The organism is Streptococcus mitis (assembly GCF_047460035.1).
Lineage (GTDB): Bacteria > Bacillota > Bacilli > Lactobacillales > Streptococcaceae > Streptococcus > Streptococcus mitis_DW.
Map to the genome: position 1 here is coordinate 1 of NZ_JASHHB010000006.1, position 25,878 is coordinate 25,878.

The window sequence follows — 25,878 nt, forward strand, 5'->3', positions numbered from 1 at the left end:
AGGCGGTTAGAGGTTCGACTCCTCTAGGGTGCATTTTTCTATTTAACTCGGGAAGTAGCTCAGCTTGGTAGAGTACTTGGTTTGGGACCAAGGTGTCGCAGGTTCGAATCCTGTCTTCCCGATTCATTACAGAGATACGTAAGCGTATCTTTTTTGTTTAACTAGATATTATATACATTAAGAGAGAATCAGTTTGCTTCTCTCTTTTTTGAATTTCAGTAATTCATTTTGATCGCGTATACTTTTTTGTTTCCTGTCTTGTTTAATAAATACTGTAGTTAATTATACACATTGAAATTTAATAGATTTTATAACTCTTATTAATTCTTAATAAAGTAATAGAAGAGTTTTTGTTGAACCTATAATATATGTTTCAATGTTATAAAAATTGCTGCTATTACGAGTTTAGATAAGTATTAGTTTACATTATAGTGTGAATGGGGTTTGATATTTCTTTTGAGGAGGCTGCCTTAGATTTTTCTACTTGTGTTTTATTGTATAGTGTATCTTGTTTGTTTTGAACAGAATTTTTAATGACATTTGTCATATCTCCTCATGACAGAAGCTTCTAGTGATTCTACCTTCAAAGAATTATACTAGATGTATCAAGTGGAGGAAGAAAAAATGAAACATAAAGTAATTGTCGCAATGAGTTTAGTAGCAGCAGGAGTCATGACTTATCTCATGTTCTCAGGATTGGATGAAGATTTCTATCATTTTCCTTGGGAGCTATTTGCAGGATTTGGAATGATGTCCTGGCTTATCCGAGAAGGTTTGAAATTAGTCTCAGATGTGAAAAAGGAGTTTGAAAAATGAAAAAAGCGTTTCTCTATCTTTTTATTGGACTATCACTAGTGGTATGGTTGGTAGAAATGTTTACAGGTTGGTTTGATCAAGCCTTCCTTCACCAAGCCATTCGCGGTGCCTGGGGACTGGGATTTATGATTTTTATCGCCTTTCCTATGGGAAAGGAGTGGTTGAAAGGAGAATATCATGAACATGATTAAGGTAGAAAGCCTAAATAAAAACATCAAGGGCAAGGCTATTTTGAAGGATATTTCCTTTGAGATAGCTGAAGGTGAATGCGTCGCCTTGATTGGGCCCAATGGTGCTGGGAAGACCACACTCTTGGACTGTTTGCTTGGAGATAAACGGGTCACAAGCGATCAAGTATCCATCCAAGGCTTGCCAGTGACGAGTTCTCAGTTAGACTACACAAGATCCTATCTCCCTCAAGAAAATGTCATCGTTCAGAAATTAAAGGTCAAAGAGTTGATTGCTTTCTTTCAAAGTATTTATCCAAATCCCTTGAGCAACCAGGAAATCGATCAACTATTGCAGTTTGACCAGCATCAGAAAGAGCAATTCGCAGAAAAATTGTCAGGCGGGCAAAAGCGTCTCTTCTCTTTTGTCTTGACCTTGATTGGGCGACCAAAGCTTGTCTTTTTAGATGAACCAACTGCTGCCATGGATACTTCAACTCGTCAACGCTTTTGGGAAATTGTTCAGGAACTAAAAGCTAAGGGAGTTACCATTCTCTATTCCTCCCATTATATCGAAGAGGTAGAGCATACAGCGGACCGGATTTTGGTCTTGAATAAGGGAGAGTTGATTCGTGATACGACGCCTCTAGCCATGCGTAGTGAGGGAATTGAAAAGCATTTTATCCTTCCTCTAGCATACAAGGAAGTCATTGAGCAGTCTAACTTGGTTGAAAACTGGTCACAAAAACAAGATGCTCTACAAGTAGTCACACGCGAAGCGGACGCTTTCTGGGAACTATTAGTTCAGGCAGGATGTAGGATTCAAGAAATTGAAGTCAATAATCGTAGCTTGCTGGATACAATCTTTGAAGAAACACAAAAGGGAGATGACTAAGATGAAACGATGGATCGCACTAAACAAGATAGAATTTCTATTGACCAAACGACAATTAGTCTATTATCTGTTATCCGTAGGGATGCCGACAGCCTTCTATTTATTTTTTTCTGGCATGTACCAGGACACACCAGGTGGGCCCGCGAATTTTATGCGTGATTACCTCATCTCCATGACAGCCTTTTCCATGATGTCGACAGCTATGTTTTCATTCCCAGCTGTTTTACATACCGATAAAATCAACAATTGGCAGAAAACATTACGCCATACTCCAGTAAATATGGTAGAATATTATCTATCAAAGATAACAAGTATGATGGTTGATTATTTGGTCTCAATCCTGGTTGTTTTCTCAGTTGGGCACTTGGTCAGAGGTGTGGATATGTCTCTAGGAAGCTGGATTGGGGCTGCACTTTTGCTGATAGTAGGAAGTGTTGCCTTTGTAGCGCTTGGATTAACCTTGACACTCTTGCCTTCTAGTCAGCTGATGTCTGTCGTGGGTAATCTTCTCTATCTAGGCTTGGCTGTTTTAGGCGGACTCTGGATGCCCATCTCTTTATTTCCAGACTGGATGCAAGCAATCGGGAAGTGCCTACCAACTTATCAGTTGATGGAGTTGCTCAAGGCTTTCTTAAACGAGGGTGGCATCAATCTATCAGCCACAGTTTATCTACTTGTTTTTTCAGCAGTTTTGTTTGGTTTGACCATTTACCTTCAAGGTCATAAGGAGAATACTTAATGTTTGAAAGACTAAAAAGCATACACTATATGTTTTGGGCAAGTTTGATTTTTATGATTTTCCCCATCCTACCTGTAGTGACTGGGTGGCTTCCTGTCTGGCATTTATTGGTTGATATTCTATTTGTAGTGGCGTATTTGGGTGTTTTAACAACTAAGAGCCAGCGCCTATCTTGGCTATATTGGGGTCTCATGCTGACTTATGTAGTTGGGAATACTGCCTTTGTTGCTGTTAATTATATCTGGTTCTTCTTTTTCCTTTCTAACCTCTTAAGTTATCATTTTGGCGTACGTAGTTTAAAGTCTTTACATGTCTGGACTTTTCTTCTTGCTCAAGTCCTTGTTGTGGGCCAACTTTTGATTTTTCAGAGAATCGAAGTTGAGTTTCTATTCTATCTACTTGTAATTCTTGCTTTTGTCGATTTGATGACTTTTGGCTTGGTTCGGATTCGTATTGTGGAGGATTTGAAAGAAGCTCAGGCTAAGCAAAATGCCCAGATAAATCTCTTGCTTGCTGAAAATGAACGCAGTCGTATCGGTCAAGATTTGCATGATAGCTTGGGACATACCTTTGCTATGCTGAGTGTCAAGACAGATTTAGCCTTGCAGTTATTTCAGATGGAGGCTTACCCACAGGTGGAAAAGGAATTAAGAGAAATACAGCAAATTAGCAAAGAATCAATGCGTGAAGTGCGAACCATTGTGGAAAATCTTAAGTCTAGAACTTTGACATCCGAACTAGAGACTGTGAAAAAGATGTTAGAAATTGCTGGAATTGAGGTGGAAATAGCTAATCAACTAGATACAGCTAGCCTTACTCAGGAATTGGAGTCAACGGCTTCCATGATTTTGCTTGAATTAGTGACCAATATCATCAAACATGCTAAAGCGTCTAAAGTCTACTTGAAATTAGAACGGACAGAGAAAGAACTCATTCTAACAGTGAGAGATGATGGCTGTGGCTTTACTTCTATAAAGGGGGATGACCTCCATACAGTTCGAGATCGTGTTCTTCCATTTTCGGGAGAAGTAAAGGTAATTAGTCAGAAACAACCGACAGAAGTGCAGGTTCGACTACCTTATAAGGAGAGAAAGTAGATGAAAGTGTTAGTCGCAGAAGATCAAAGTATGTTGCGAGATGCTATGTGTCAATTGCTCACGCTTCAACCGGATGTGGAGTCTGTCCTTCAAGCCAAGAATGGGCAAGAAGCAATCCAACTATTAGAAAAGGAGTCTGTAGATATCGCCATCCTTGACGTAGAAATGCCTGTTAAGACAGGTCTTGAAGTTTTGGAGTGGATACGAGCAGAAAAGCTTGAAACAAAGGTGGTTGTGGTGACGACCTTCAAACGTCCTGGGTATTTTGAACGTGCGGTCAAGGCTGGAGTAGATGCTTATGTATTAAAAGAAAGAAACATTGCAGAGCTAATGCAAACCTTGCACACCGTCCTAGAGGGACGCAAGGAGTATTCGCCTGAATTGATGGAAGTGGTGATGACGCATCCCAATCCATTAACAGAACAAGAAATCGCAGTTTTAAAGGGAATTGCTCAGGGCTTATCTAACCAAGAAATTGCAGACAAACTTTATCTATCCAACGGAACAGTCCGAAACTATGTCACCAATATTCTTTCTAAATTACATGCAGGCAATCGAACAGAGGCAGCTAATATTGCGAAAGAATCTGGTTGGTTGTGATGATATAATATTTTTTGAACATTATGTCTAAAATTGATGAGATTGAATGGAACAATATTAATTTTAGGAGGGTGGGATTCCTCCTTTTTCTTTTTTAGGGAGCACTACAAAAGAGCTAAAATTAACAATAAAAAAGAAAAATATCTTGACAACCAAGGGAAAATTTTGTTACAATAATAGACGGTACTTTTTACTTTTGGTCTCTCAAGAGTGTACAGGGACGTGCTGACAAATGTTGCAAAAGTACACACAGATGATAGCTGTCACCAAGTGTATCATCACCAAAAATAAAAAAACACAGGAGAATGTAGATGCCTACAATTAACCAATTGGTTCGCAAACCGCGTAAATCAAAAGTAGAAAAATCTAAATCACCAGCTTTGAACGTTGGTTACAACAGTCATAAAAAAGTTCAAACAAACGTTTCTTCACCACAAAAACGTGGTGTTGCAACTCGTGTTGGAACAATGACACCTAAAAAACCTAACTCAGCCCTTCGTAAATTCGCTCGTGTACGTTTGAGCAACCTTATCGAAGTTACTGCCTACATCCCAGGTATCGGACACAACTTGCAAGAGCACAGCGTGGTGCTTCTTCGTGGTGGACGTGTAAAAGACCTTCCAGGGGTACGTTACCATATCGTCCGTGGTGCACTTGATACTGCAGGTGTTAACGATCGTAAACAAGGCCGTTCTAAATACGGTACTAAACGTCCAAAAGCATAAGGAAAGGGGATAAAGAGAAATGAGTCGTAAAAATAGAGCTCCAAAACGTGACGTATTGCCAGATCCGCTTTACAATTCACAACTAGTTACTCGTCTTATCAACCGCGTTATGCTTGATGGTAAACGTGGTACAGCTGCTTCAATCGTTTACGGTGCCTTTGAGCAAATCAAAGAAGCTACTGGAAACGATGCACTTGAAGTATTTGAAACAGCTATGGAAAACATCATGCCTGTACTTGAAGTACGTGCACGTCGTGTTGGTGGTTCTAACTACCAAGTCCCAGTTGAAGTTCGTCCAGAACGTCGTACAACACTTGGACTTCGTTGGTTGGTAACAATCGCTCGTCTTCGTGGTGAACACACAATGCAAGATCGTCTTGCAAAAGAAATCTTGGATGCTGCTAACAACACTGGTGCAGCAGTTAAGAAACGTGAAGACACTCACCGTATGGCTGAAGCTAACCGTGCATTCGCACACTTCCGTTGGTAAAATCATGATGCTAGGAACGGTAAGGATGCAAGGTGAAAATAGGAAACTGACGCAGTATTCGACGAATACAAGGAAGTTTATCTTTTTCACACAGCATCCCGTTCCGGCTCAAATCGGCTAATTAACTTTAGCCCGAGTTCAATTCAATTTGTAAATCTACAAGTTGAAACCAACAATAGCATGAAAACATTGAGAACGGGTAGGTCCTGCCTATCCGTTTTTATTAAAATCATGTTATAATAGAATAGAAATCAAAAATAAATAGGAGAAACAAACCTCATGGCACGCGAATTTTCACTTGAAAAAACTCGTAATATCGGTATCATGGCTCACGTCGATGCTGGTAAAACAACAACTACTGAGCGTATTCTTTACTACACTGGTAAAATCCACAAAATCGGTGAAACTCACGAAGGTGCGTCACAAATGGACTGGATGGAGCAAGAGCAAGAGCGTGGTATCACTATCACATCTGCTGCGACAACAGCTCAATGGAACAACCACCGCGTAAACATCATCGACACACCAGGACACGTGGACTTCACAATCGAAGTACAACGTTCTCTTCGTGTATTGGATGGTGCGGTTACCGTTCTTGACTCACAATCAGGTGTTGAGCCTCAAACTGAAACAGTTTGGCGTCAAGCAACTGAGTATGGAGTTCCACGTATCGTATTTGCCAACAAAATGGACAAAATCGGTGCTGACTTCCTTTACTCTGTAAGCACACTTCATGATCGTCTTCAAGCAAATGCACACCCAATCCAATTGCCAATCGGTTCTGAAGATGACTTCCGTGGTATCATCGACTTGATCAAGATGAAAGCTGAAATCTATACTAACGACCTTGGTACAGATATCCTTGAAGAAGACATCCCAGCTGAATACCTTGACCAAGCTCAAGAATACCGTGAAAAATTGATCGAAGCAGTTGCTGAAACTGACGAAGAATTGATGATGAAATACCTCGAAGGTGAAGAAATCACTAACGAAGAATTGAAAGCTGGTATCCGTAAAGCAACTATCAACGTTGAATTCTTCCCAGTATTGTGTGGTTCTGCCTTCAAGAACAAAGGTGTTCAATTGATGCTTGATGCGGTTATTGACTACCTTCCAAGCCCACTTGACATCCCAGCGATCAAAGGTATCAACCCAGATACAGATGAAGAAGAAACTCGTCCAGCATCTGATGAAGAGCCATTTGCAGCTCTTGCCTTCAAGATCATGACAGACCCATTCGTAGGTCGTTTGACATTCTTCCGTGTATACTCAGGTGTTCTTCAATCAGGTTCATACGTATTGAACACTTCTAAAGGTAAACGTGAGCGTATCGGACGTATACTTCAAATGCACGCTAACAGCCGTCAAGAAATCGACACTGTTTACTCAGGTGATATCGCTGCTGCCGTTGGTTTGAAAGATACTACAACTGGTGACTCATTGACAGATGAAAAAGCTAAAATCATCCTTGAGTCAATCAACGTTCCAGAACCAGTTATCCAATTGATGGTTGAACCAAAATCTAAAGCTGACCAAGACAAGATGGGTATTGCCCTTCAAAAATTGGCTGAAGAAGATCCAACATTCCGCGTTGAAACAAACGTTGAAACTGGTGAAACAGTTATCTCTGGTATGGGTGAGCTTCACCTTGACGTCCTTGTTGACCGTATGCGTCGTGAGTTCAAAGTTGAAGCGAACGTAGGTGCTCCTCAAGTATCTTACCGTGAAACATTCCGCGCTTCTACTCAAGCACGTGGATTCTTCAAACGTCAGTCTGGTGGTAAAGGTCAATTCGGTGATGTATGGATTGAATTTACTCCAAACGAAGAAGGTAAAGGATTCGAATTCGAAAACGCAATCGTCGGTGGTGTGGTTCCTCGTGAATTTATCCCAGCGGTTGAAAAAGGTTTGGTAGAATCTATGGCTAACGGTGTTCTTGCAGGTTACCCAATGGTTGACGTTAAAGCTAAACTTTACGATGGTTCATACCACGATGTCGACTCATCTGAAACTGCCTTCAAGATCGCGGCTTCACTTGCCCTTAAAGAAGCTGCTAAATCAGCACAACCAGCTATCCTTGAGCCAATGATGCTTGTAACAATCACTGTTCCAGAAGAAAACCTTGGTGATGTTATGGGTCACGTAACTGCTCGTCGTGGACGTGTAGATGGTATGGAAGCACACGGTAACAGCCAAATCGTTCGTGCTTACGTTCCACTTGCTGAAATGTTCGGTTACGCAACAGTTCTTCGTTCTGCATCTCAAGGACGTGGTACATTCATGATGGTATTTGACCACTACGAAGATGTACCTAAGTCAGTACAAGAAGAAATCATTAAGAAAAACAAAGGTGAAGACTAATCAGTCCTCACTCTAGAAGGAAGTCACTTAGTGGCTTCCTTTTGTCTTTAGAAAACACCTCTAAGTATGGTAAAATAGTAGGAGAATAATGTGAGGAAAATGAATGTCAAATAGTTTTGAAATTTTGATGAATCAATTGGGGATACCTGCTGAAATGAGACAGACTCCTGCTTTAGCACAGGCCGATATTGAGCGAGTTGTGGTTCATAAAATTAGTAAGGTATGGGAGTTTCATTTCGTATTTTCTAATATTTTACCGATTGAAATCTTTTTAGAATTAAAGAAGGGTTTGAGGGAAGAATTTTCTAAGACAGGTAATAAAGCTATTTTTGAAATTAAGGCTCTGTCTCAAGAATTTTCAAATCAACTCTTACAGGCCTACTATAGAGAGGCTTTTTCTGAAGGGCCATGTGCTAGTCAAGGTTTTAAGTCCCTTTATCAAAATTTGCAAGTTCGTGCGGAGGGGAACCAACTCTTTATTGAGGGCTCTGAGGCGATTGATAAAGAACACTTTAAGAAGAATCATCTTCCTAATTTAGTCAAACAACTTGAAAAGTTTGGTTTTCCAACTTTTAATTGTCAAGTAGAGAAAAATGATGTGCTGACCCAAGAGCAGGAAGAGGCCTTTCATGCTGAAAATGAGCAGATTGTTCAAGCTGCCAATGAGGAAGCGCTCCGTGCTATGGAACAACTAGAACAGATGGCACCTCCTCCAGCTGAAGAGAAACCAGCCTTTGATTTTCAAGCTAAAAAAGCTGCAGCTAAACCGAAGCTGGATAAGGCGGAGATTACTCCTATGATTGAAGTGACGACTGAGGAAAATCGTCTGGTCTTTGAAGGGGTTGTTTTTGATGTGGAGCAAAAAGTGACCAGAACAGGGCGTGTTTTGATCAACTTTAAAATGACAGACTACACTTCCAGTTTTTCGATGCAAAAGTGGGTTAAGAACGAGGAAGAGGCTCAGAAATTTGATCTAATTAAGAAAAATTCTTGGCTCCGAGTTCGTGGGAATGTGGAGATGAATAACTTCACACGCGATTTGACGATGAACGTGCAGGATGTGCAGGAAGTTGTTCACTATGAGCGGAAGGATTTAATGCCAGAAGGAGAACGGCGGGTTGAGTTTCATGCTCATACTAACATGTCGACCATGGATGCTCTCCCAGAGGTTGAAGAAATAGTTGCGACAGCTGCTAAGTGGGGACACAAGGCTGTTGCCATCACGGACCACGGGAATGTCCAGTCCTTCCCACATGGCTATAAGGCGGCTAAGAAAGCGGGAATCCAGCTGATCTATGGTATGGAAGCCAATATCGTGGAGGACCGTGTCCCTATCGTCTACAACGAAGTGGAGATGGACTTGTCGGAAGCGACCTACGTGGTCTTTGACGTGGAAACGACGGGGCTTTCAGCTATCTATAATGATTTGATTCAGGTTGCGGCCTCTAAGATGTACAAGGGGAATGTTATTGCTGAATTTGATGAATTTATCAATCCTGGACATCCCTTGTCAGCTTTTACTACTGAGTTGACTGGAATTACAGATGACCATGTCAAAAATGCCAAACCACTGGAACAAGTTTTGCAAGAATTCCAAGAATTCTGCAAGGATACGGTCTTAGTTGCCCACAATGCTACCTTTGACGTTGGATTTATGAATGCCAACTATGAGCGTCATGGTCTGCCAAAGATTAGTCAGCCAGTTATTGATACGCTGGAGTTTGCTAGAAATCTCTATCCTGAGTATAAACGTCATGGTTTGGGGCCTTTGACCAAGCGTTTTGGTGTGGCTTTGGAACATCACCACATGGCCAATTACGATGCGGAAGCTACTGGTCGTCTGCTCTTTATTTTTATCAAAGAAGTAGCAGAAAAACATGGTGTGACCGATCTAGCTAGACTTAATATTGATTTGATTAGTCCAGATTCTTATAAAAAAGCTCGGATCAAGCATGCGACCATTTATGTCAAGAATCAAGTAGGGCTAAAAAATATCTTTAAGCTGGTTTCCTTGTCTAATACCAAGTACTTTGAAGGAGTGCCGCGGATTCCGAGAACGGTTTTAGATGCCCATCGGGAAGGTTTGATTTTAGGCTCAGCTTGCTCTGAAGGCGAAGTTTTCGATGCAGTTGTTTCTCAAGGTGTGGATGCGGCGGTTGAGGTGGCCAAGTATTATGACTTTATCGAGGTCATGCCACCAGCTATCTATGCTCCCTTGATTGCCAAGGAGCAGGTCAAGGATATGGAAGAACTCCAGACCATTATCAAAAGTTTGATAGAGGTCGGCGACCGCCTTGGTAAGCCTGTTCTGGCTACGGGGAATGTCCACTATATCGAACCAGAAGAAGAGATTTACCGTGAAATTATCGTCCGTAGTTTGGGACAGGGGGCGATGATTAACCGAACTATTGGTCATGGGGAACATGCTCAACCCGCTCCTCTTCCAAAAGCTCATTTTAGAACGACTAATGAAATGTTGGATGAATTTGCCTTCTTGGGAGAGGAATTAGCTCGCAAATTGGTTATTGAAAACACCAATGCCTTGGCAGATATCTTTGAACCTGTTGAGGTTGTTAAGGGGGACTTGTACACGCCCTTCATCGACAAGGCTGAAGAAACGGTCGCTGAATTGACCTACAAGAAAGCTTTTGAGATTTATGGAAATCCACTGCCAGATATTGTCGATTTGCGGATTGAAAAAGAATTAACATCTATACTGGGGAATGGATTTGCTGTGATTTATCTAGCTTCCCAGATGTTGGTGCAACGTTCCAATGAACGGGGTTACTTGGTTGGTTCTCGTGGGTCTGTAGGATCTAGTTTCGTTGCGACTATGATTGGGATTACAGAGGTCAATCCTCTCTCTCCTCACTATGTCTGTGGTCAGTGTCAGTACAGCGAATTTATTACCGATGGTTCGTATGGTTCAGGATTTGATATGCCCAATAAGGACTGTCCAAAATGTGGTCACAAACTCAGTAAAAATGGCCAGGATATTCCGTTCGAGACCTTCCTTGGTTTTGATGGAGACAAGGTTCCTGATATTGACTTGAACTTCTCGGGAGAAGACCAGCCTAGCGCCCACTTGGATGTGCGTGATATCTTTGGTGAGGAATATGCCTTCCGTGCAGGAACGGTTGGTACGGTGGCTGCCAAGACCGCTTATGGATTTGTCAAGGGCTATGAGCGAGATTATGGCAAGTTTTATCGCGATGCAGAGGTGGAACGTCTTGCTCAAGGTGCAGCTGGTGTCAAACGAACGACAGGACAACACCCAGGGGGAATCGTTGTTATTCCTAACTACATGGATGTCTACGACTTTACGCCTGTCCAGTATCCAGCAGATGATGTGACGGCTGAATGGCAGACGACTCACTTTAACTTCCACGATATCGATGAGAACGTCCTCAAACTCGATGTACTGGGACATGATGATCCGACTATGATTCGAAAACTTCAGGACTTGTCTGGTATTGACCCTAATGAAATCCCTATGGATGACGAAGGCGTGATGGCTCTCTTTTCTGGGACGGATGTACTAGGTGTAACTCCTGAACAAATCGGAACTCCGACAGGTATGCTGGGGATTCCAGAATTTGGAACCAACTTTGTACGTGGGATGGTAGATGAGACGCATCCGACGACTTTTGCGGAATTGCTTCAGCTGTCTGGACTGTCCCACGGTACTGACGTTTGGCTGGGCAATGCTCAAGATCTGATTAAGCAAGGAATAGCAGATCTATCGACTGTTATCGGTTGTCGGGACGACATCATGGTTTACCTCATGCATGCTGGTCTCGAACCTAAGATGGCCTTTACCATCATGGAACGGGTGCGTAAAGGCTTATGGCTGAAGATTTCCGAAGAGGAGAGAAATGGCTATATCGAAGCCATGAAGGCTAATAAGGTGCCAGAGTGGTATATCGAATCCTGTGGGAAAATTAAGTATATGTTCCCTAAAGCCCATGCGGCAGCCTACGTTATGATGGCCTTGCGTGTGGCCTACTTCAAGGTTCACCATCCCATTTATTATTACTGTGCTTACTTCTCAATACGTGCTAAGGCTTTTGATATCAAGACTATGGGTGCGGGCTTGGATGCCATCAAGCGCAGAATGGAAGAAATCTCTGAAAAACGGAAGAACAATGAAGCCTCTAATGTGGAAATTGATCTTTATACAACTCTTGAGATTGTCAATGAAATGTGGGAACGTGGTTTCAAGTTTGGGAAACTCGATCTCTATCGTAGTCAGGCGACAGAGTTCCTTATCGATGGGGATACCCTCATTCCGCCATTTGTAGCAATGGATGGTCTAGGAGAGAACGTTGCTAAGCAGTTGGTGCGAGCGCGTGAAGAGGGAGAATTCCTCTCTAAAACAGAACTACGCAAGCGTGGTGGGCTCTCATCAACTTTGGTTGAAAAGATGGATGAGATGGGTATTCTTGGAAATATGCCAGAGGATAACCAGTTGAGTTTGTTTGATGAGTTGTTTTAAAAAAATTGTTTAATCATCTATCCAAAGAGGCTAATGTATATCCAATAGATTTACATTAGCCTTCTTTTTTGTTAAAATAGTCTATAGAAAGAGGGTGAGAGTATGTCAAAGACGAGTATGAGCATCCGTCTGGATAGTGAGGTTAAGGAGCAGGCCCAACAGGTGTTTAATAACCTGGGAATGGATATGACAACGGCTATTAATATTTTCCTTCGTCAGGCCATTCAATATCAGGGTTTACCTTTCGATGTCAGACTAGACGAGAATCGGAGGTTGCTTGAGGTATTAACGGATTTAGACCAAAATCGTAATATGAGCCAATCCTTTGAATCAGTTTCTGACTTGATGGAGGATTTGCGTGCTTAAGATTCGTTATCATAAACAGTTTAAAAAAAGATTTTAAGTTGGCTATGAAGCGTGGTTTGAGGGCAGAATTATTAGAGGAAGTTTTAAATTTTCTTGTTCAAGAAAAAGAGCTTCCTGCCAGATATCGTGATTATCAATTGACAGCATCCAAACATTTTCAAGGAGTTCGTGAATGCATATCCAGCCAGATTGGCTTTTGGTTTATAAAGTAGACAAGGAAGAATTGATTTTAAACTTGCTGAGGACAGGCAGTCATAGTCATTTGTTTTAATAAATTTTAAGGGGGTTCTCATGAAACTAAGAATTTTTGCGGAAGACAAGCCGGCTGAGAAGGTGTTTGAGTATCAATTGGAACTTGCTGACCAGACAATACTTCTATCAACAGCACTCTTGTCTGGTGCCATTGCTTTAGCAGGATTGTTTTCTGCTTTGAAAGAAAAATAAACAAAAAGAAAAGGAAGAATAGAATGGTTTTACCAAATTTTAAAGAAAATCTAGAAAAATATGCGAAATTGTTGGTTGCAAATGGAATCAACGTGCAACCTGGTCACACTTTGGCTCTCTCTATCGATGTGGAGCAACGTGAGTTGGCTCACTTAATCGTCAAAGAAGCTTATGCCTTGGGTGCGCACGAGGTTATCGTTCAGTGGACAGATGATGTCATCAACCGTGAGAAATTCCTCCATGCGCCGATGGAGCGTCTGGACAATGTGCCAGAATACAAGATTGCTGAGATGAACTATCTTTTGGAGAACAAGGCTAGCCGTCTTGGAGTTCGCTCATCTGATCCAGGTGCTTTGAACGGTGTGGACGCTGACAAGCTCTCAGCTTCTGCCAAAGCTATGGGACTTGCCATGAAGCCAATGCGAATCGCAACTCAATCCAACAAGGTTAGCTGGACTGTAGCAGCCGCTGCTGGACTTGAGTGGGCTAAGAAGGTCTTCCCAAATGCTGCGAGTGACGAAGAAGCAGTCGATCTCCTTTGGGACCAAATCTTCAAAACTTGCCGTGTCTACGAAGCAGATCCTGTTAAGGCTTGGGAAGAGCATGCAGCTATCCTCAAGAGCAAGGCCGATATGCTTAATAAAGAACAATTTTCAGCCCTTCACTACACAGCGCCAGGGACCGATTTGACACTTGGTTTGCCGAAGAACCACGTTTGGGAATCAGCTGGGGCTGTCAATACACAGGGCGAAGGGTTCTTGCCAAATATGCCGACAGAAGAAGTCTTCACAGCACCTGACTTCCGTCGTGCAGATGGTTATGTCACTTCTACAAAACCGCTTAGCTATAATGGAAATATCATCGAAGGAATTAAAGTAACCTTTAAGGATGGACAAATTGTGGATATCACTGCAGAAAAAGGCAATCAAGTCATGAAAGATCTTGTCTTTGAAAATGCGGGTGCGCGTGCCTTGGGTGAATGTGCCTTGGTACCAGATCCAAGCCCAATTTCTCAGTCAGGCATTACCTTCTTTAACACCCTTTTCGATGAGAATGCTTCAAACCACTTGGCTATTGGTGCAGCCTATGCGACTAGCGTAGTTGGTGGAGCGGAGATGAGCGAAGAGGAGCTTGAAGCTGCGGGGCTTAACCGTTCAGATGTTCACGTGGACTTTATGATTGGTTCTAACCAAATGGATATCGATGGTATCCGTGAGGATGGGACACGTGTACCACTCTTCCGTAACGGAGATTGGGCAAATTAAGGAGATAATATGTTAGGAAGTATGTTCGTCGGTCTCCTAGTGGGATTTTTAGCAGGTACTCTGACCAATCGTGGAGAACGCATGGGATGTTTTGGAAAAATGTTTCTAGGCTGGATTGGTGCCTTTATAGGCCACTTGCTTTTTGGGACTTGGGGACCGATAATAGCAGGAACTGCCATTATTCCGGCAGTACTAGGTTCCATGATTGTCTTAGCGATTTTCTGGAGACGAGGAAGTTAATTTCCTAAATCTGATACTCAATGAAAATCAAAGAGCAAACTAGGAAACTAGCCGCAGGCTGCTCAAAGCACTGCTTTGAGGTTGTAGATGAAACTGACGAAGTCAGCTCAAAACACTGTTTTGAGGTTGTGGATAGAACTGACGAAGTCAGCTCAAAACACCGTTTTGAGGTAGTAGATAAGACTGACGAAGTCAGTTACATATATATATACGGCAAGGCGACGTTGACGCGGTTTGAAGAGATTTTTGAAGAGTATGAAATGAAAAGGAGGTTGGTCATTGAGACAGCCTCCTTTTGATATGATATAATAGTTCTATGAGATTAGATAAATTTTTAGTTGCCTGCGCTGTGGGGAGCCGGACTGAGGTCAAAAACTTGCTCAAGGCTGGGCGCGTGACGGTAAATGGTAAAAAAGAAAAATCAGCTAAATTGCAGATTGATGAAGAAAGAGATGAGATTCGCTTTGATGGGCAAGTGCTGGAGTACGAGGAGTTTGTCTACTACATGATGAACAAGCCCCAAGGAGTTATTTCAGCGACTGAGGATCCAAAACACAGAACGGTTCTAGACTTGTTGGACGATATTGCTCGGAGCAAGGAAGTTTTTCCAGTAGGGCGCTTGGATATTGATACGCATGGACTCCTGCTCCTGACCAATGATGGTCAGCTTGCACATGCTCTTCTTTCACCTAAGCGTCATGTGGATAAGACCTATCTGGCACAGGTTAAGGGAATTATGACCCAAGAAGACGTAGAGATATTTGCTAAGGGAATTCCTCTCAAAGACTTTACCTGTCAGCCCGCTAGACTGGAGCTTGTGTTGGTAGATTCAGAAAAGAATCAGAGCCAAATCCGTGTGACTATTGCAGAAGGGAAGTTCCATCAGGTCAAGCGTATGGTGGCATACTGTGGTAAGGAAGTAGTAGACCTACAGCGTTTGACTATGGGAACTCTGATGTTAGATGATAACTTACAAAGAGGGGAATGGCGTCGCTTGACCAAGGAAGAGTTAGAAGCTCTCCTTGCGAATATTGCCTAATTTGATTTATATTCGAAAAGGTGAGGAAGAATATCCTTGCCTTTTATGTTTTTCAGTTGCTTACTTTGTGAAAAGCGTTATAATAGACTGTAGAATAAAAGGAGGAATCTATGAACGCGATTCAAGAATCATTTACTGATAAATTATTTGCCAACTATGAAGCAAATGTAAAATACCAAGCGATTGAAAATGCTGCTAGCCATAATGGAATTTTTGCAGCCCTAGAACGTCGCCAAAGCCATGTAGACAACACACCTGTTTTCTCATTGGATTTGACCAAGGACAAGGTAACAAACCAGAAAGCGTCTGGTCGTTGCTGGATGTTTGCAGCCCTTAACACCTTCCGTCACAAACTCATCTCTCAATATAAATTGGAAAACTTTGAGTTGTCACAGGCTCATACATTCTTCTGGGATAAGTATGAGAAATCAAACTGGTTCTTGGAGCAAGTCATTGCAACCGCAGACCAAGATTTGACGAGCCGTAAGGTTAAATTCCTACTTCAAACACCTCAACAAGATGGCGGTCAATGGGATATGGTCGTTTCTCTCTTTGAGAAATACGGTGTCGTGCCTAAGTCAGTTTACCCTGAGTCTGTTTCATCTAGTAGTAGCCGTGAGTTAAATGCAATACTTAACAAATTGCTTCGCCAAGATGCTCAAATCTTGCGTGACTTGCTTACTTCTGGTGAGGACCAAGCGACTGTTCAAGCTAAGAAAGAAGACCTCTTGCAAGAAATCTTTAATTTCCTTGCCATGTCTTTAGGACTTCCACCACGTAAATTTGACTTTGCTTATCGTGATAAGGATAATAACTACCAAAGCGAAAAGGGAATCACACCACAAGAGTTTTACAAGAAATATGTCAATCTTCCTCTAGAAGATTACGTTTCTGTTATCAACGCCCCAACTGCTGACAAGCCTTACGGCCAATCTTACACAGTTGAGATGTTGGGAAATGTGGTTGGTAGCCGTGCAGTTCGCTACATCAATGTTCCTATGGAGCGCTTGAAAGAATTGGCGATTGCCCAAATGCAAGCAGGCGAGACTGTTTGGTTTGGTTCTGATGTTGGTCAGCTCAGTAACCGTAAAGCTGGAATCCTTGCGACAGATGTTTATGACTTTGAATCAAGCATGGACATTAAACTTACTCAAGACAAGGCTGGACGTTTGGATTACAGCGAAAGCTTGATGACTCACGCCATGGTCTTGACAGGTGTTGATTTGGATGAAAATGGCAAATCAATCAAGTGGAAGGTTGAAAACTCATGGGGAGACAAGGTTGGTACCGATGGTTACTTTGTTGCCTCAGACGCTTGGATGGACGAATACACTTACCAGATTGTTGTTCGCAAAGAATTGCTGACAGCAGAAGAACAAGCTGCTTATGAAGCAGAACCAATCGTACTTGCACCGTGGGATCCAATGGGAGCCTTGGCAGAATAAAAGTATAGAAAAAAGGAATCAGATTTTAGAACCTGATTCCTTTTAAGTTGCTTGATTACATGATGTGAAGAACATGTGCCACAATACCCACTGCGAAGAGTGCAAGGATAATAGTGATTGGAGATACTTTTTTCTTAAGCAAGTACATGCAAAGGAGAGTAAGGAGTAGTCCTGATAGTCCAGGGATCAACATATCCAAGTTTTGTTGGAAAGTAGTAACTTTTTCAGGTGTTTGAGACAATCCTTGTCCTACTTGTGCGAATGCTTCTTGGATACCTTTAGATCCTTCTGGCAATTTATCCCAATGGATATAAGCCTTTTCATCTAGTTGAACTTTGGCAACATCGAAAGCAAATTTAATATTTACCCAACGTTGAACAAGGACAGCAAGAATGAACATACCAAGGATAGAAGCTCCTTTAGTGATGTCTTGAAGGATACCGCCAGACATATCTTTAGTGATTTCTGATCCAGCCTTGTATCCAATCTCTTGTGTATACCACAAGAATGACATACGAATCAAGTTCCAAAGAACGAAGAAGAGGATTGGACCTAAGATATTACCAGTAAGGGCAAGTGAAGCACCGAGTGATCCAAGGATTGGGCGTACTGTAAACCAGAATACTGGGTCACCGATACCAGCAAGAGGTCCCATCATACCGATTTTAACCCCTTGGATAGCAGCGTCATCAATTTCAACACCGTTAGCACGTTCTTCTTCAAGTGCAAGAGTAACCCCCATGATTGGAGCGGCTACGTATGGGTGAGTGTTGAAGAACTCAAGATGGCGTTCAAGAGCAGCGATTTGATCTTCTTTTTTAGTGTAGAGTTTTTTAAGAGCTGGAATTAATGAGTAAGCCCAACCCAAGTTTTGCATACGTTCATAGTTCCAAGAACCTTGTAAGAAAGTTGAACGCCACCAAACTTTTTTACGATCTGATTTAGTTAATTGAAGTTTTTCAGTCATGATGTTTTCAGTCCTTTCTTATCTTAGTAGTCTTCTAGGATATCGCCGATTGGGTCGTTAGAAGTTGCGGCTCCTCCGCCACCATTTCCACCAGTTTTAGAAAGGTGAAGGTAGATAAGAGCGATAGCAACACCGATAGCACCAAATCCGATTAGAGTAATATCTGACACGGCAGCAAGCACGAAACCGATAGCGAAGAATGGCCATACTTCACGAGTTGCCATCATGTTGATAACCATAGCGTAACCAACGGCAACGACCATACCACCACCGATAGCCATACCATCTTTAAGCCAATCAGGCATAGCATTTAGAATGCTTTGTACGGTTTCAGTTGGTACCATTAGAAGGAGTGCTGCAGGGACTGCAATACGAAGACCTTGAAGAAGAAGTGCGACAAAGTGAGCACGTTCAACTGCTTTGAAGTCACCTTTTTTAGCAGAAGCATCAGCAGTGTGAACCAATCCGACAGAGAGTGTACGGACAATCATAGTCAAGAATAGACCAGCAACTGCAAGAGGGATAGCAACTGCTTGGGCAACACCGATACCTGTCTTAGTAAAGTCGCCACCAAGAACCATGATAATGGCAGCAGCAACAGAAGCAAGAGCAGCGTCAGGAGCTACGGCAGCTCCGATGTTAGCCCAACCAAGGGCGATCATTTGAAGAGAACCACCAAGGATGATCCCTGCTTCAAGGTTACCAGTAACAAGACCGATAAGGGTACAAGCTACGATTGGTTGATGGAATTGGAACTGGTCGAGGATACCTTCAAGACCTGCTAGGAAGGCTACAACGACTACTAAAACCATAGAAATAATAGACATCTTTAAAATCCTTTCATAAAATCGATTATTGCACGTTTGCTTTGTTGATCAAGTCAAACAAATCTTTTTTGGTGTCGTTTGGTACTTTACGTACATCAAATTCAACACCAAGGTCACGCATTTTTTCAAATGTAGCAACGTCTTCTTTATCCATAGACAAAACGTTGTTAACCATTGTTTTACCAGTTGAGTGAGCCATTGATCCAACATTAAGAGTTTTGATTGGCACGCCACCTTCGATAGCACGAAGGGCATCTTGAGGTGTTTCAAACAAGATAAGGGCATGTGTTCCTCCGAAGCGAGGATCTTTTGCAACGTCGATTAGTTTTTGGATAGGAACAACGTTTGCTTTCACTTTACCTGGAGCTGCTTGTTTAATCAATTCTTTACGTAATTCATCTTTAGCTACGTTATCTGAAGCAACGATGATACGATCTGCTTTTGAATCTGGAGTCCAAGCAGTTGCAACTTGACCGTGAAGTAAACGAGTGTCTAGACGGGCAAGGTTGATTTTGAGTTTACCGTCTCCGATGACAGTTCCTTCTGGAATAGCAGCTTGGGCAACTGGAGCAGCTGCAGCGCTTGCTACTTCCTCAACTGGGTTTAGCTCTTCTGGAAGAGCTTTGATGCCATCTTTGGCTTCTTTAATGATATTAGCAGCGACTTTTTCTACACCTGCAGCAGCGTCCATGAGGCGCTCTGTGTAGGCTTGAATTAACATCGGTAAGTTCAGTCCTGTGATGATGGCAAACTTACGCTCAGGATTTTCTCCCATCACGCGACTAGCTTGGTTAAATGGAGATCCACTCCAAAGGTCAGCCAAAACTAGAACCTCATCTTCTGCGTCAAATGCAGCAACAGCGTTATTAAACTTAGCGTATAGATCATCAGGACCTTCGTTTGGCATAAAGGTTACAACTTGAACCTTTTCTTGTTCACCAAAGATCATAGATCCTGACTGATGAATACCCGCAGCAAATTCGCCGTGGCTCGCAATAATGATTCCGATACTCATTATTGTCATTCCTCCTTTTTTGTTGTAGTTTTCGTTTAAGAAAACTTTAAGACTTTTTAAGTATAAACCGTTTTCATCAAAAAATCAACTATTTATCATAAAATAATTAAAAAGATTACATCTGAAAATATTGATATATTGAGTTTTAGAGAAGTTTTTTTGAATCCTTATTAAAAAATTTAATATAAAAAAGTTGGAAGCGTATTCCAACTTTTAAAATAGGTTTTTATTAGATTAGTGGGTGAAGTCGAGTACCATACGTCCTTGGATTTGACCTTTTTCCATTTCGTCGAAAATGGCTACGGCATCTTCGACTGGGCGTTTTTGAACAACTGGAACTACCAAACCTTCTGCACCGAATTGGAAGGCTTCTTCCAAGTCTTTACGAGTTCCAACAAGAGAACCGATGACTTGGATTCCATCTAGAACGGTTTTTACGATACTTAGTTCCATCATTTCAGAAGGAAGACCAACAGCGACTACGCGACCACCGGCACGAACTGAGTCAACAGCCTGATTGAAGGCAACTTTAGATACAGCAGTTACGACAGCTGAATGAGCTCCACCATCAGTTTTTTCCTTGATGAGTCCAGGTACATCATCAACTTCTAGGCCGTTAATAACGATATCAGCACCGACCTCTTTTGCAAGGGCAAGTTTGTCGTTATTGATATCAACTGCGATGACATGAGCATTGAATACTTTTTTAGCGTATTGAACAGCTAGGTTACCAAGTCCACCAGCACCGTAAAGAACAACCCATTGGCCTGGTTCAACTTTTGCTTCTTTAATAGCTTTATAGGTTGTTACACCAGCACATGTGATAGAAGAGGCTTGGGCTGGATCAAGTCCGTCAGGAACTTTAACAGCATAGTCTGCAGTTACGATACATTGTTCAGCCATACCACCATCTACTGAGTAGCCAGCATTTTTCACTGTACGGCAAAGAGTTTCACGGCCAGTTGTACAGTATTCGCAAGTACCACATCCTTCAAAGAACCAAGCAACGCTGACGCGGTCACCGACTTTAAGGCTTTTAACATCTGGGGCAATTTCTTTAACGATACCAACACCTTCGTGTCCTAGGACGCGTCCTGGTACTTGACCAAAGTCACCATGGGCAACGTGGAGGTCAGTGTGGCAAACACCACAGTATTCAATCTCTACAAGTGCTTCTCCAGTTTCAAGTGGACGGAGTACTTTTTCTTCAACAGCAACACCAGTGCTTTCTGGATTTACAACAACAGCTTTCATAGCTATCCTCCTTGATATTAACTGAGAGCAGGAGAAACAGGACTGGATTGATTTTGTGTCAACAGAGTCGAGTATGACGAGCTCTCTTGTATTTATATGTGAAGTATATCACAAAAGAAAGCCTTTTCCAAGGTTTTGGAGGCAAAAAGTAGAACAATCGATTAACCGGTTGATGAGACTGTGAAAAGAACACAAAGACCAGCTCGCAAGCTGGTCATACTCTTCGAAAATCAAATTCAAACCACGTCAGCTTCGCCTTGCCGTACTCAAGTACTGCCTACGGCTAGCTTCCTAGTTTGCTCTTTGATTTTCATTGAGTATCAGTATGGACTATAAGAATAAGTCTTGCAGGGTTTTGGCAACTCCGTCTTGGTCATTTGTCAAGGAAATTTGCTCATCTGCATAGGGGAGTAGCTCTGGGTTGGCATTTTTCATTGCATAACCTTTCCCAGCAAAAGCAAGCATTTCGGTATCATTGTGCTCATCTCCAAAGGCAATCAAATCTTTTTTGTCGCGGTTCATTACCTTGAGCAAGTAGTCCAAAGCAAAGGCTTTGTTGACACCTTTTGGGGTACACTCAAGGATATTGAGTGGGCCTCCCCATGTATTAATAGAAAGTTGATGCTGGTAGAAGGCGTTCATTTCTTTTGCCAAGGCATACTTGTCACTGGCTCTGGTCTGCAACAGGATACAGTTAGGATCCTTGGTCACCAACTCAGGCTGAAATTGATCTTCAGACTGGAAAGCTTCTACCCCAAATAGTTTGGGATTGGCAATTTCTTCATTGGGATTTGTAATGTAGAATTTTTTACGGTATTCTCCAGCGATAAAATCGGCTTGAATGTCCTCTGAACGTCGAACCATGTCTAGCAGATATTTTTTGTCTACAGTTAGACACTTTTCAAAATCCCAAACTTGGTCTGGTAAATGAGTGAGGGAGCCGTTGAAGTTAATCATAGGAGTGTCTAAGCCTAGTTCACGGTAAAAATCTTTTGACATTCGGTAAGGGCGTCCTGTCGTAATAATAACTTGATGGCCTTTTTCAACAACTTTTTTAATGGTTTTTTTGGTAAAGTCAGAAATTTGACTGTCTGAGTTGAGTAGGGTTCCATCCAGGTCAACTGCAATAATTTTTTTCGTCATAGGGACCTTTCTAGTGTCTTTTCAGATAAGATGTCTACTATTATAACAGAAAGCAGGCAGAAAATCAGATTCGAAACCAAAAAAGAAATTTCATCAAATTCTTAAATAAATCAAACAAAGATATTGAAAAAGTGAATGATAAATGATATAATTCTATTATTGTTCGTAAAAATTAAAAGGAGATTAATAATGGACAAATTATTTAAACTAAAAGAGAACGGTACAGACGTTCGTACAGAGGTTCTCGCTGGTTTAACAACTTTCTTTGCAATGAGTTATATTCTCTTTGTAAACCCACAAATTCTTTCGCAAACAGGAATGCCTGCTCAGGGTGTATTCCTCGCAACGATTATCGGTGCAGTTGCTGGTACCCTGATGATGGCCTTCTACGCTAACTTACCTTATGCCCAAGCGCCAGGTATGGGGCTGAATGCTTTCTTTACCTTTACAGTCGTATTTGGACTTGGTTATTCTTGGCAAGAAGCCCTAGCTATGGTCTTCATCTGTGGGATTATCTCATTGATTATTACCTTGACAAATGTTCGTAAAATGATCATTGAATCGATTCCAAATGCTCTTCGCTCAGCTATTTCAGCTGGTATCGGTGTCTTCCTTGCCTACGTAGGTATTAAGAATGCTGGGCTTTTGAAATTCTCTATCGATCCAGGGAACTACACGGTTGCAGGAGAAGGAGCTGACAAGGCTCAAGCAGCGATTACAGCAAATGCTTCAGCAGTTCCAGGATTGGTCAGCTTTAATAATCCAGCTGTTTTGGTGGCTCTTGCAGGACTTGCTATCACAATCTTCTTTGTCATTAAAGGGATTAAAGGAGGAATTATCCTCTCTATCTTGACAACAACTGTTCTTGCTATCGCAGTTGGTTTGGTAGATTTGTCTAGTATCGATTTTGCTAATAACCATGTTGGTGCAGCTTTTGAAGACTTGAAGACAGTCTTTGGTGCAGCTCTTGGTTCAGAAGGTTTGGGAGCTTTGATTTCAGATACAGCTCGCTTGCCTGAAACTCTGATGGCTATTCTTGCCTTCTCATTGACAGATATTTTTGACACGATTGGTACCTTGATCGGTACAGGTGAAAAAGTTGGTATCGTAGCGACAAATGGTGAAAATCACCAATCAGCTAAGTTGGATAAGGCTCTTTACTCTGACTTGATTGGTACTTCAATTGGTGCCATCGCTGGTACTTCGAACGTAACGACTTATGTTGAGTCTGCTGCTGGTATCGGTGCAGGTGGACGTACTGGTTTGACAGCCTTGGTCGTGGCAATCTGTTTTGCTATCTCAAGCTTCTTTAGCCCACTTCTAGCGATTGTACCAACAGCCGCTACAGCTCCAATCTTGATTATCGTTGGGATTATGATGTTGGCTAGTTTGAAAAATATCCATTGGGATGATATGGCTGAAGCGGTTCCTGCCTTCTTCACATCTATCTTTATGGGATTCAGCTACTCTATCACTCAAGGGATTGCAGTTGGTTTCTTGACTTACACTTTGACTAAGCTTGTCAAAGGTCAAGCTAAAGATGTTCATGTAATGATTTGGATTTTGGATGCCTTGTTTATCCTTAACTACATTAGTATGGCCTTATAATAGGATAACCCAAGGGGATTTTCCCCCTTTTTTAATACAAAGGAGATTGTGATTAGCTCGCAAATATATTCAATGATGTTTATTAAGACTAAGGAGGAAAAATCATGAAGGAGAAGAGTATGTGGAAAGAGATAGTGAACAGGGGCAAATGGGTAATTATTTTTTTAGTAGCCCTTCTTTTTTCTCAGCTTCCTTTGGCTTTGTCCTATTTTCTAACAAGTAGACGATTTCCATTGTTGCAATCAGGACTATTAGTATCTGCCTTATCTTTGTTGGTTTTACTTATATTTATCATCGGAGCTCGAAAATCACAGTTGGCTAGTTTTGGTTTATCGTTTTTCAAGGCTAAGGATTTGGCTAGATTGGCCTTAAGCTATCTAGTGATTCTTGCCTTTAATATTCTTGGTGTAGTCTTACTGCGTTTGATGAATGAAACAACAACCAGCAATCAATCAAATATTAATGATTTGGTCCAGAATAGTTCCTTAATTTCCAGTTTTTTCTTACTGGTTCTAATAGCTCCTATTTGTGAGGAGATTTTATGTCGAGGAGTGATTCCTAAAAAACTCTTTCGTGGTAAAGAAAATGTGGGTTATATAGTCGGTGCTATTATCTTTGCCTTGCTTCATTTACCGACAAATCTACCTTCTCTTCTTATCTATGGAGGAATGTCAACTGTGCTAACTTGGACAGTTTATAAAACCCAACGTTTGGAAATGTCTATCTTACTTCACATGATTGTTAATGGAGTTTTTTTCTGTTTGTTGGCTCTCGTGGTGATTTTGAGTCGGACATTAGGGATCTCTGTTTAAGATTTTTGACAATTGCTTACTTGTTTCTACTGGGAAAAAGATGAATGCAATCGTGTCCATCTTTTTCTTTTTATGGTAAAATAGAGAAATAATATGATGAAAAGCCTTGAGGGAGTGACCGATATGTCAAGTAAAGCCAATCATGCAAAGACAGCTATTTGCGGAATTATCAATGTAACCCCAGACTCCTTTTCGGACGGTGGTCAATTTTTTGCTCTTGAGCAGGCACTCCAGCAGGCTCGTAAATTGATAGCAGAAGGGGCTAGTATGCTAGATATCGGCGGAGAATCGACTCGGCCGGGAAGTAGCTATGTTGAGATAGAAGAGGAAATCCAGCGTGTTGTTCCAGTGATCAAAGCTATTCGCAAGGAAAGTGATGCCCTCATCTCTATTGATACTTGGAAAAGTCAAGTGGCAGAGGCTGCTTTGGCTGCTGGTGCTAATCTAGTCAATGATATCACTGGTCTCATGGGTGATGAAAAAATGGCCCATGTGGTAGCTGAAGCGAGAGCGAAAGTGGTCATCATGTTTAATCCAGTCATGGCGCGACCTCAGCACCCTAGCTCGCTTATATTTCCTCATTTTGGTTTTGGACAAGCTTTTACAGAGGAAGAGTTAGCTGACTTCGAAAAATTGCCAATCGAAGACTTGATGGTGGCTTTCTTTGAACGAGCACTAGCGAGAGCAGAGGAAGCTGGGATTGCTCAAGAAAACATCCTGTTGGATCCAGGAATTGGCTTTGGTCTGACCAAGAAAGAAAATCTGCTTCTTTTACGGGACTTGGATAAACTACATCAGAAGGGCTATCCAATCTTTCTTGGAGTGTCGCGCAAGCGGTTTGTCATCAATATCCTTGAAGAAAATGGTTTTGAAGTCAATCCTGAGACAGAACTTGGTTTCCGCAATCGGGACACGGCTTCGGCTCATGTAACTAGTATTGCTGCAAGACAGGGTGTAGAAGTGGTGCGCGTGCATGACGTAGCTAGTCACAGGATGGCAGTTGAAATTGCCTCCGCCATTCGTTTGGCTGATGAAGCGGAAAATTTAGATTTAAAACAATATAAATAA

At 41.8% G+C, this 25,878-nt stretch carries 26 protein-coding genes, 1 tRNA gene and 1 pseudogene; 22 read left to right on the forward strand and 6 right to left on the reverse strand.

Annotation, left to right across the window (positions count from 1 at the left end; all coding sequences use genetic code 11):
* Nucleotides 1-48 precede the first annotated feature (48 nt).
* Nucleotides 49-122 (forward strand) — tRNA-Pro (locus QM956_RS06040).
* A gap of 299 nt (nucleotides 123-421) precedes the next feature.
* Here the strand turns inward: QM956_RS06040 and QM956_RS06045 are convergent.
* Nucleotides 422-547 (reverse strand): hypothetical protein, encoded by a 126-nt coding sequence (locus tag QM956_RS06045; protein ID WP_260467300.1) that lies wholly within the window; start codon nucleotides 545-547, stop codon nucleotides 422-424.
* A gap of 77 nt (nucleotides 548-624) precedes the next feature.
* Here QM956_RS06045 and QM956_RS06050 point away from each other — a divergent pair, with 77 nt between their 5' ends.
* The 18 genes and pseudogenes from QM956_RS06050 (at nucleotide 625) to pepC (ending at nucleotide 17,184) form a co-directional block, all read left to right on the forward strand.
* Nucleotides 625-816, forward strand: coding sequence for a hypothetical protein (locus QM956_RS06050; protein WP_012972435.1), 192 nt, complete (start codon nucleotides 625-627; stop codon nucleotides 814-816).
* Nucleotides 813-1,007 (forward strand): hypothetical protein, encoded by a 195-nt coding sequence (locus QM956_RS06055; RefSeq protein ID WP_045612718.1) that lies wholly within the window; start codon nucleotides 813-815, stop codon nucleotides 1,005-1,007. The genes QM956_RS06050 and QM956_RS06055 overlap by 4 nt, the downstream gene beginning before the upstream one ends.
* Complete coding sequence (locus tag QM956_RS06060; protein ID WP_045612719.1) at nucleotides 994-1,878, forward strand: ABC transporter ATP-binding protein; 885 nt, start codon at nucleotides 994-996, stop codon at nucleotides 1,876-1,878. Before QM956_RS06055 ends, QM956_RS06060 begins: the two co-directional genes overlap by 14 nt.
* Nucleotide 1,879: 1 nt before the next feature.
* On the forward strand, nucleotides 1,880-2,617 hold the full coding sequence (locus QM956_RS06065) for an ABC transporter permease (RefSeq protein ID WP_125454664.1): 738 nt from the start codon (nucleotides 1,880-1,882) through the stop codon (nucleotides 2,615-2,617).
* Entirely contained in the window at nucleotides 2,617-3,714 is a 1,098-nt protein-coding gene (locus QM956_RS06070) for a sensor histidine kinase (RefSeq protein WP_247953458.1), read from the forward strand. The genes QM956_RS06065 and QM956_RS06070 overlap by 1 nt, the downstream gene beginning before the upstream one ends.
* A complete protein-coding gene (locus tag QM956_RS06075; protein ID WP_125454662.1) occupies nucleotides 3,715-4,314 on the forward strand; it encodes a response regulator transcription factor in 600 nt (199 codons plus the stop codon).
* 311 nt (nucleotides 4,315-4,625) lie between these two features.
* Entirely contained in the window at nucleotides 4,626-5,039 is a 414-nt protein-coding gene (gene rpsL, locus QM956_RS06080; protein WP_001142332.1) for a 30S ribosomal protein S12, read from the forward strand.
* Nucleotides 5,040-5,058: 19 nt separating this feature from the next.
* Nucleotides 5,059-5,529 carry a 30S ribosomal protein S7 gene (rpsG, locus tag QM956_RS06085; RefSeq protein ID WP_000087873.1) on the forward strand — a complete coding sequence of 157 codons (471 nt, stop codon included), beginning with the start codon at nucleotides 5,059-5,061 and terminating at the stop codon, nucleotides 5,527-5,529.
* Nucleotides 5,530-5,808: 279 nt separating this feature from the next.
* Nucleotides 5,809-7,890: an elongation factor G gene (fusA, locus tag QM956_RS06090; protein ID WP_000090348.1), complete on the forward strand. Its 2,082-nt coding sequence runs from the start codon at nucleotides 5,809-5,811 to the stop codon at nucleotides 7,888-7,890.
* 103 nt (nucleotides 7,891-7,993) lie between these two features.
* Nucleotides 7,994-12,385: a PolC-type DNA polymerase III gene (locus QM956_RS06095; RefSeq protein ID WP_261117533.1), complete on the forward strand. Its 4,392-nt coding sequence runs from the start codon at nucleotides 7,994-7,996 to the stop codon at nucleotides 12,383-12,385.
* 102 nt (nucleotides 12,386-12,487) lie between these two features.
* Nucleotides 12,488-12,751 (forward strand): type II toxin-antitoxin system RelB/DinJ family antitoxin, encoded by a 264-nt coding sequence (locus QM956_RS06100; protein WP_049535542.1) that lies wholly within the window; start codon nucleotides 12,488-12,490, stop codon nucleotides 12,749-12,751.
* Nucleotides 12,744-13,022: pseudogene (locus QM956_RS06105) on the forward strand (type II toxin-antitoxin system YafQ family toxin). The gene QM956_RS06100 and the pseudogene QM956_RS06105 overlap by 8 nt, the downstream one beginning before the upstream one ends.
* A 20-nt stretch (nucleotides 13,023-13,042) precedes the next feature.
* The gene (locus tag QM956_RS06110) at nucleotides 13,043-13,195 is read left to right on the forward strand and encodes a hypothetical protein (protein WP_000776626.1); all 153 of its coding nucleotides are present in this window, start codon (nucleotides 13,043-13,045) and stop codon (nucleotides 13,193-13,195) included.
* A gap of 23 nt (nucleotides 13,196-13,218) precedes the next feature.
* Nucleotides 13,219-14,460, forward strand: coding sequence for an aminopeptidase (locus QM956_RS06115; RefSeq protein ID WP_261020621.1), 1,242 nt, complete (start codon nucleotides 13,219-13,221; stop codon nucleotides 14,458-14,460).
* A 9-nt stretch (nucleotides 14,461-14,469) separates the two neighbouring features.
* Nucleotides 14,470-14,700 carry a GlsB/YeaQ/YmgE family stress response membrane protein gene (locus tag QM956_RS06120; RefSeq protein WP_000901572.1) on the forward strand — a complete coding sequence of 77 codons (231 nt, stop codon included), beginning with the start codon at nucleotides 14,470-14,472 and terminating at the stop codon, nucleotides 14,698-14,700.
* A 20-nt stretch (nucleotides 14,701-14,720) separates the two neighbouring features.
* Complete coding sequence (locus QM956_RS06125; RefSeq protein WP_414302344.1) at nucleotides 14,721-14,999, forward strand: hypothetical protein; 279 nt, start codon at nucleotides 14,721-14,723, stop codon at nucleotides 14,997-14,999.
* Nucleotides 15,000-15,016: 17 nt separating this feature from the next.
* The gene (locus QM956_RS06130; RefSeq protein WP_150922908.1) at nucleotides 15,017-15,739 is read left to right on the forward strand and encodes a pseudouridine synthase; all 723 of its coding nucleotides are present in this window, start codon (nucleotides 15,017-15,019) and stop codon (nucleotides 15,737-15,739) included.
* A gap of 110 nt (nucleotides 15,740-15,849) precedes the next feature.
* Nucleotides 15,850-17,184 (forward strand): aminopeptidase C, encoded by a 1,335-nt coding sequence (gene pepC / locus QM956_RS06135; protein WP_414302345.1) that lies wholly within the window; start codon nucleotides 15,850-15,852, stop codon nucleotides 17,182-17,184.
* Nucleotides 17,185-17,239: 55 nt separating this feature from the next.
* Here the strand turns inward: pepC and QM956_RS06140 are convergent, their stop codons facing one another.
* The 5 genes from QM956_RS06140 to QM956_RS06160 all read right to left on the reverse strand — a co-directional run bounded on the left by QM956_RS06140 (nucleotide 17,240) and on the right by QM956_RS06160 (nucleotide 22,390).
* Complete coding sequence (locus QM956_RS06140) at nucleotides 17,240-18,151, reverse strand: PTS system mannose/fructose/sorbose family transporter subunit IID (protein ID WP_000136864.1); 912 nt, start codon at nucleotides 18,149-18,151, stop codon at nucleotides 17,240-17,242.
* Between the two features lie 23 nt (nucleotides 18,152-18,174).
* A complete protein-coding gene (locus QM956_RS06145) occupies nucleotides 18,175-18,978 on the reverse strand; it encodes a PTS mannose/fructose/sorbose transporter subunit IIC (protein WP_000022716.1) in 804 nt (267 codons plus the stop codon).
* Nucleotides 18,979-19,003: 25 nt separating this feature from the next.
* Nucleotides 19,004-19,993: a PTS sugar transporter subunit IIB gene (locus tag QM956_RS06150; RefSeq protein ID WP_004258131.1), complete on the reverse strand. Its 990-nt coding sequence runs from the start codon at nucleotides 19,991-19,993 to the stop codon at nucleotides 19,004-19,006.
* Nucleotides 19,994-20,227: 234 nt separating this feature from the next.
* Nucleotides 20,228-21,247, reverse strand: coding sequence for an alcohol dehydrogenase AdhP (adhP, locus tag QM956_RS06155; RefSeq protein WP_000649182.1), 1,020 nt, complete (start codon nucleotides 21,245-21,247; stop codon nucleotides 20,228-20,230).
* Nucleotides 21,248-21,577: 330 nt separating this feature from the next.
* Nucleotides 21,578-22,390, reverse strand: coding sequence for a Cof-type HAD-IIB family hydrolase (locus QM956_RS06160; protein ID WP_414302346.1), 813 nt, complete (start codon nucleotides 22,388-22,390; stop codon nucleotides 21,578-21,580).
* Nucleotides 22,391-22,579: 189 nt separating this feature from the next.
* Between QM956_RS06160 and QM956_RS06165 the strand changes: the two genes are divergently transcribed.
* The 3 genes from QM956_RS06165 (at nucleotide 22,580) to folP (ending at nucleotide 25,878) form a co-directional block, all read left to right on the forward strand.
* The gene (locus QM956_RS06165) at nucleotides 22,580-23,998 is read left to right on the forward strand and encodes an NCS2 family permease (RefSeq protein ID WP_049551196.1); all 1,419 of its coding nucleotides are present in this window, start codon (nucleotides 22,580-22,582) and stop codon (nucleotides 23,996-23,998) included.
* Between the two features lie 104 nt (nucleotides 23,999-24,102).
* A complete protein-coding gene (locus QM956_RS06170) occupies nucleotides 24,103-24,810 on the forward strand; it encodes a CPBP family intramembrane glutamic endopeptidase (RefSeq protein ID WP_045612734.1) in 708 nt (235 codons plus the stop codon).
* A 93-nt stretch (nucleotides 24,811-24,903) separates the two neighbouring features.
* A complete protein-coding gene (folP, locus tag QM956_RS06175; protein ID WP_261142166.1) occupies nucleotides 24,904-25,878 on the forward strand; it encodes a dihydropteroate synthase in 975 nt (324 codons plus the stop codon).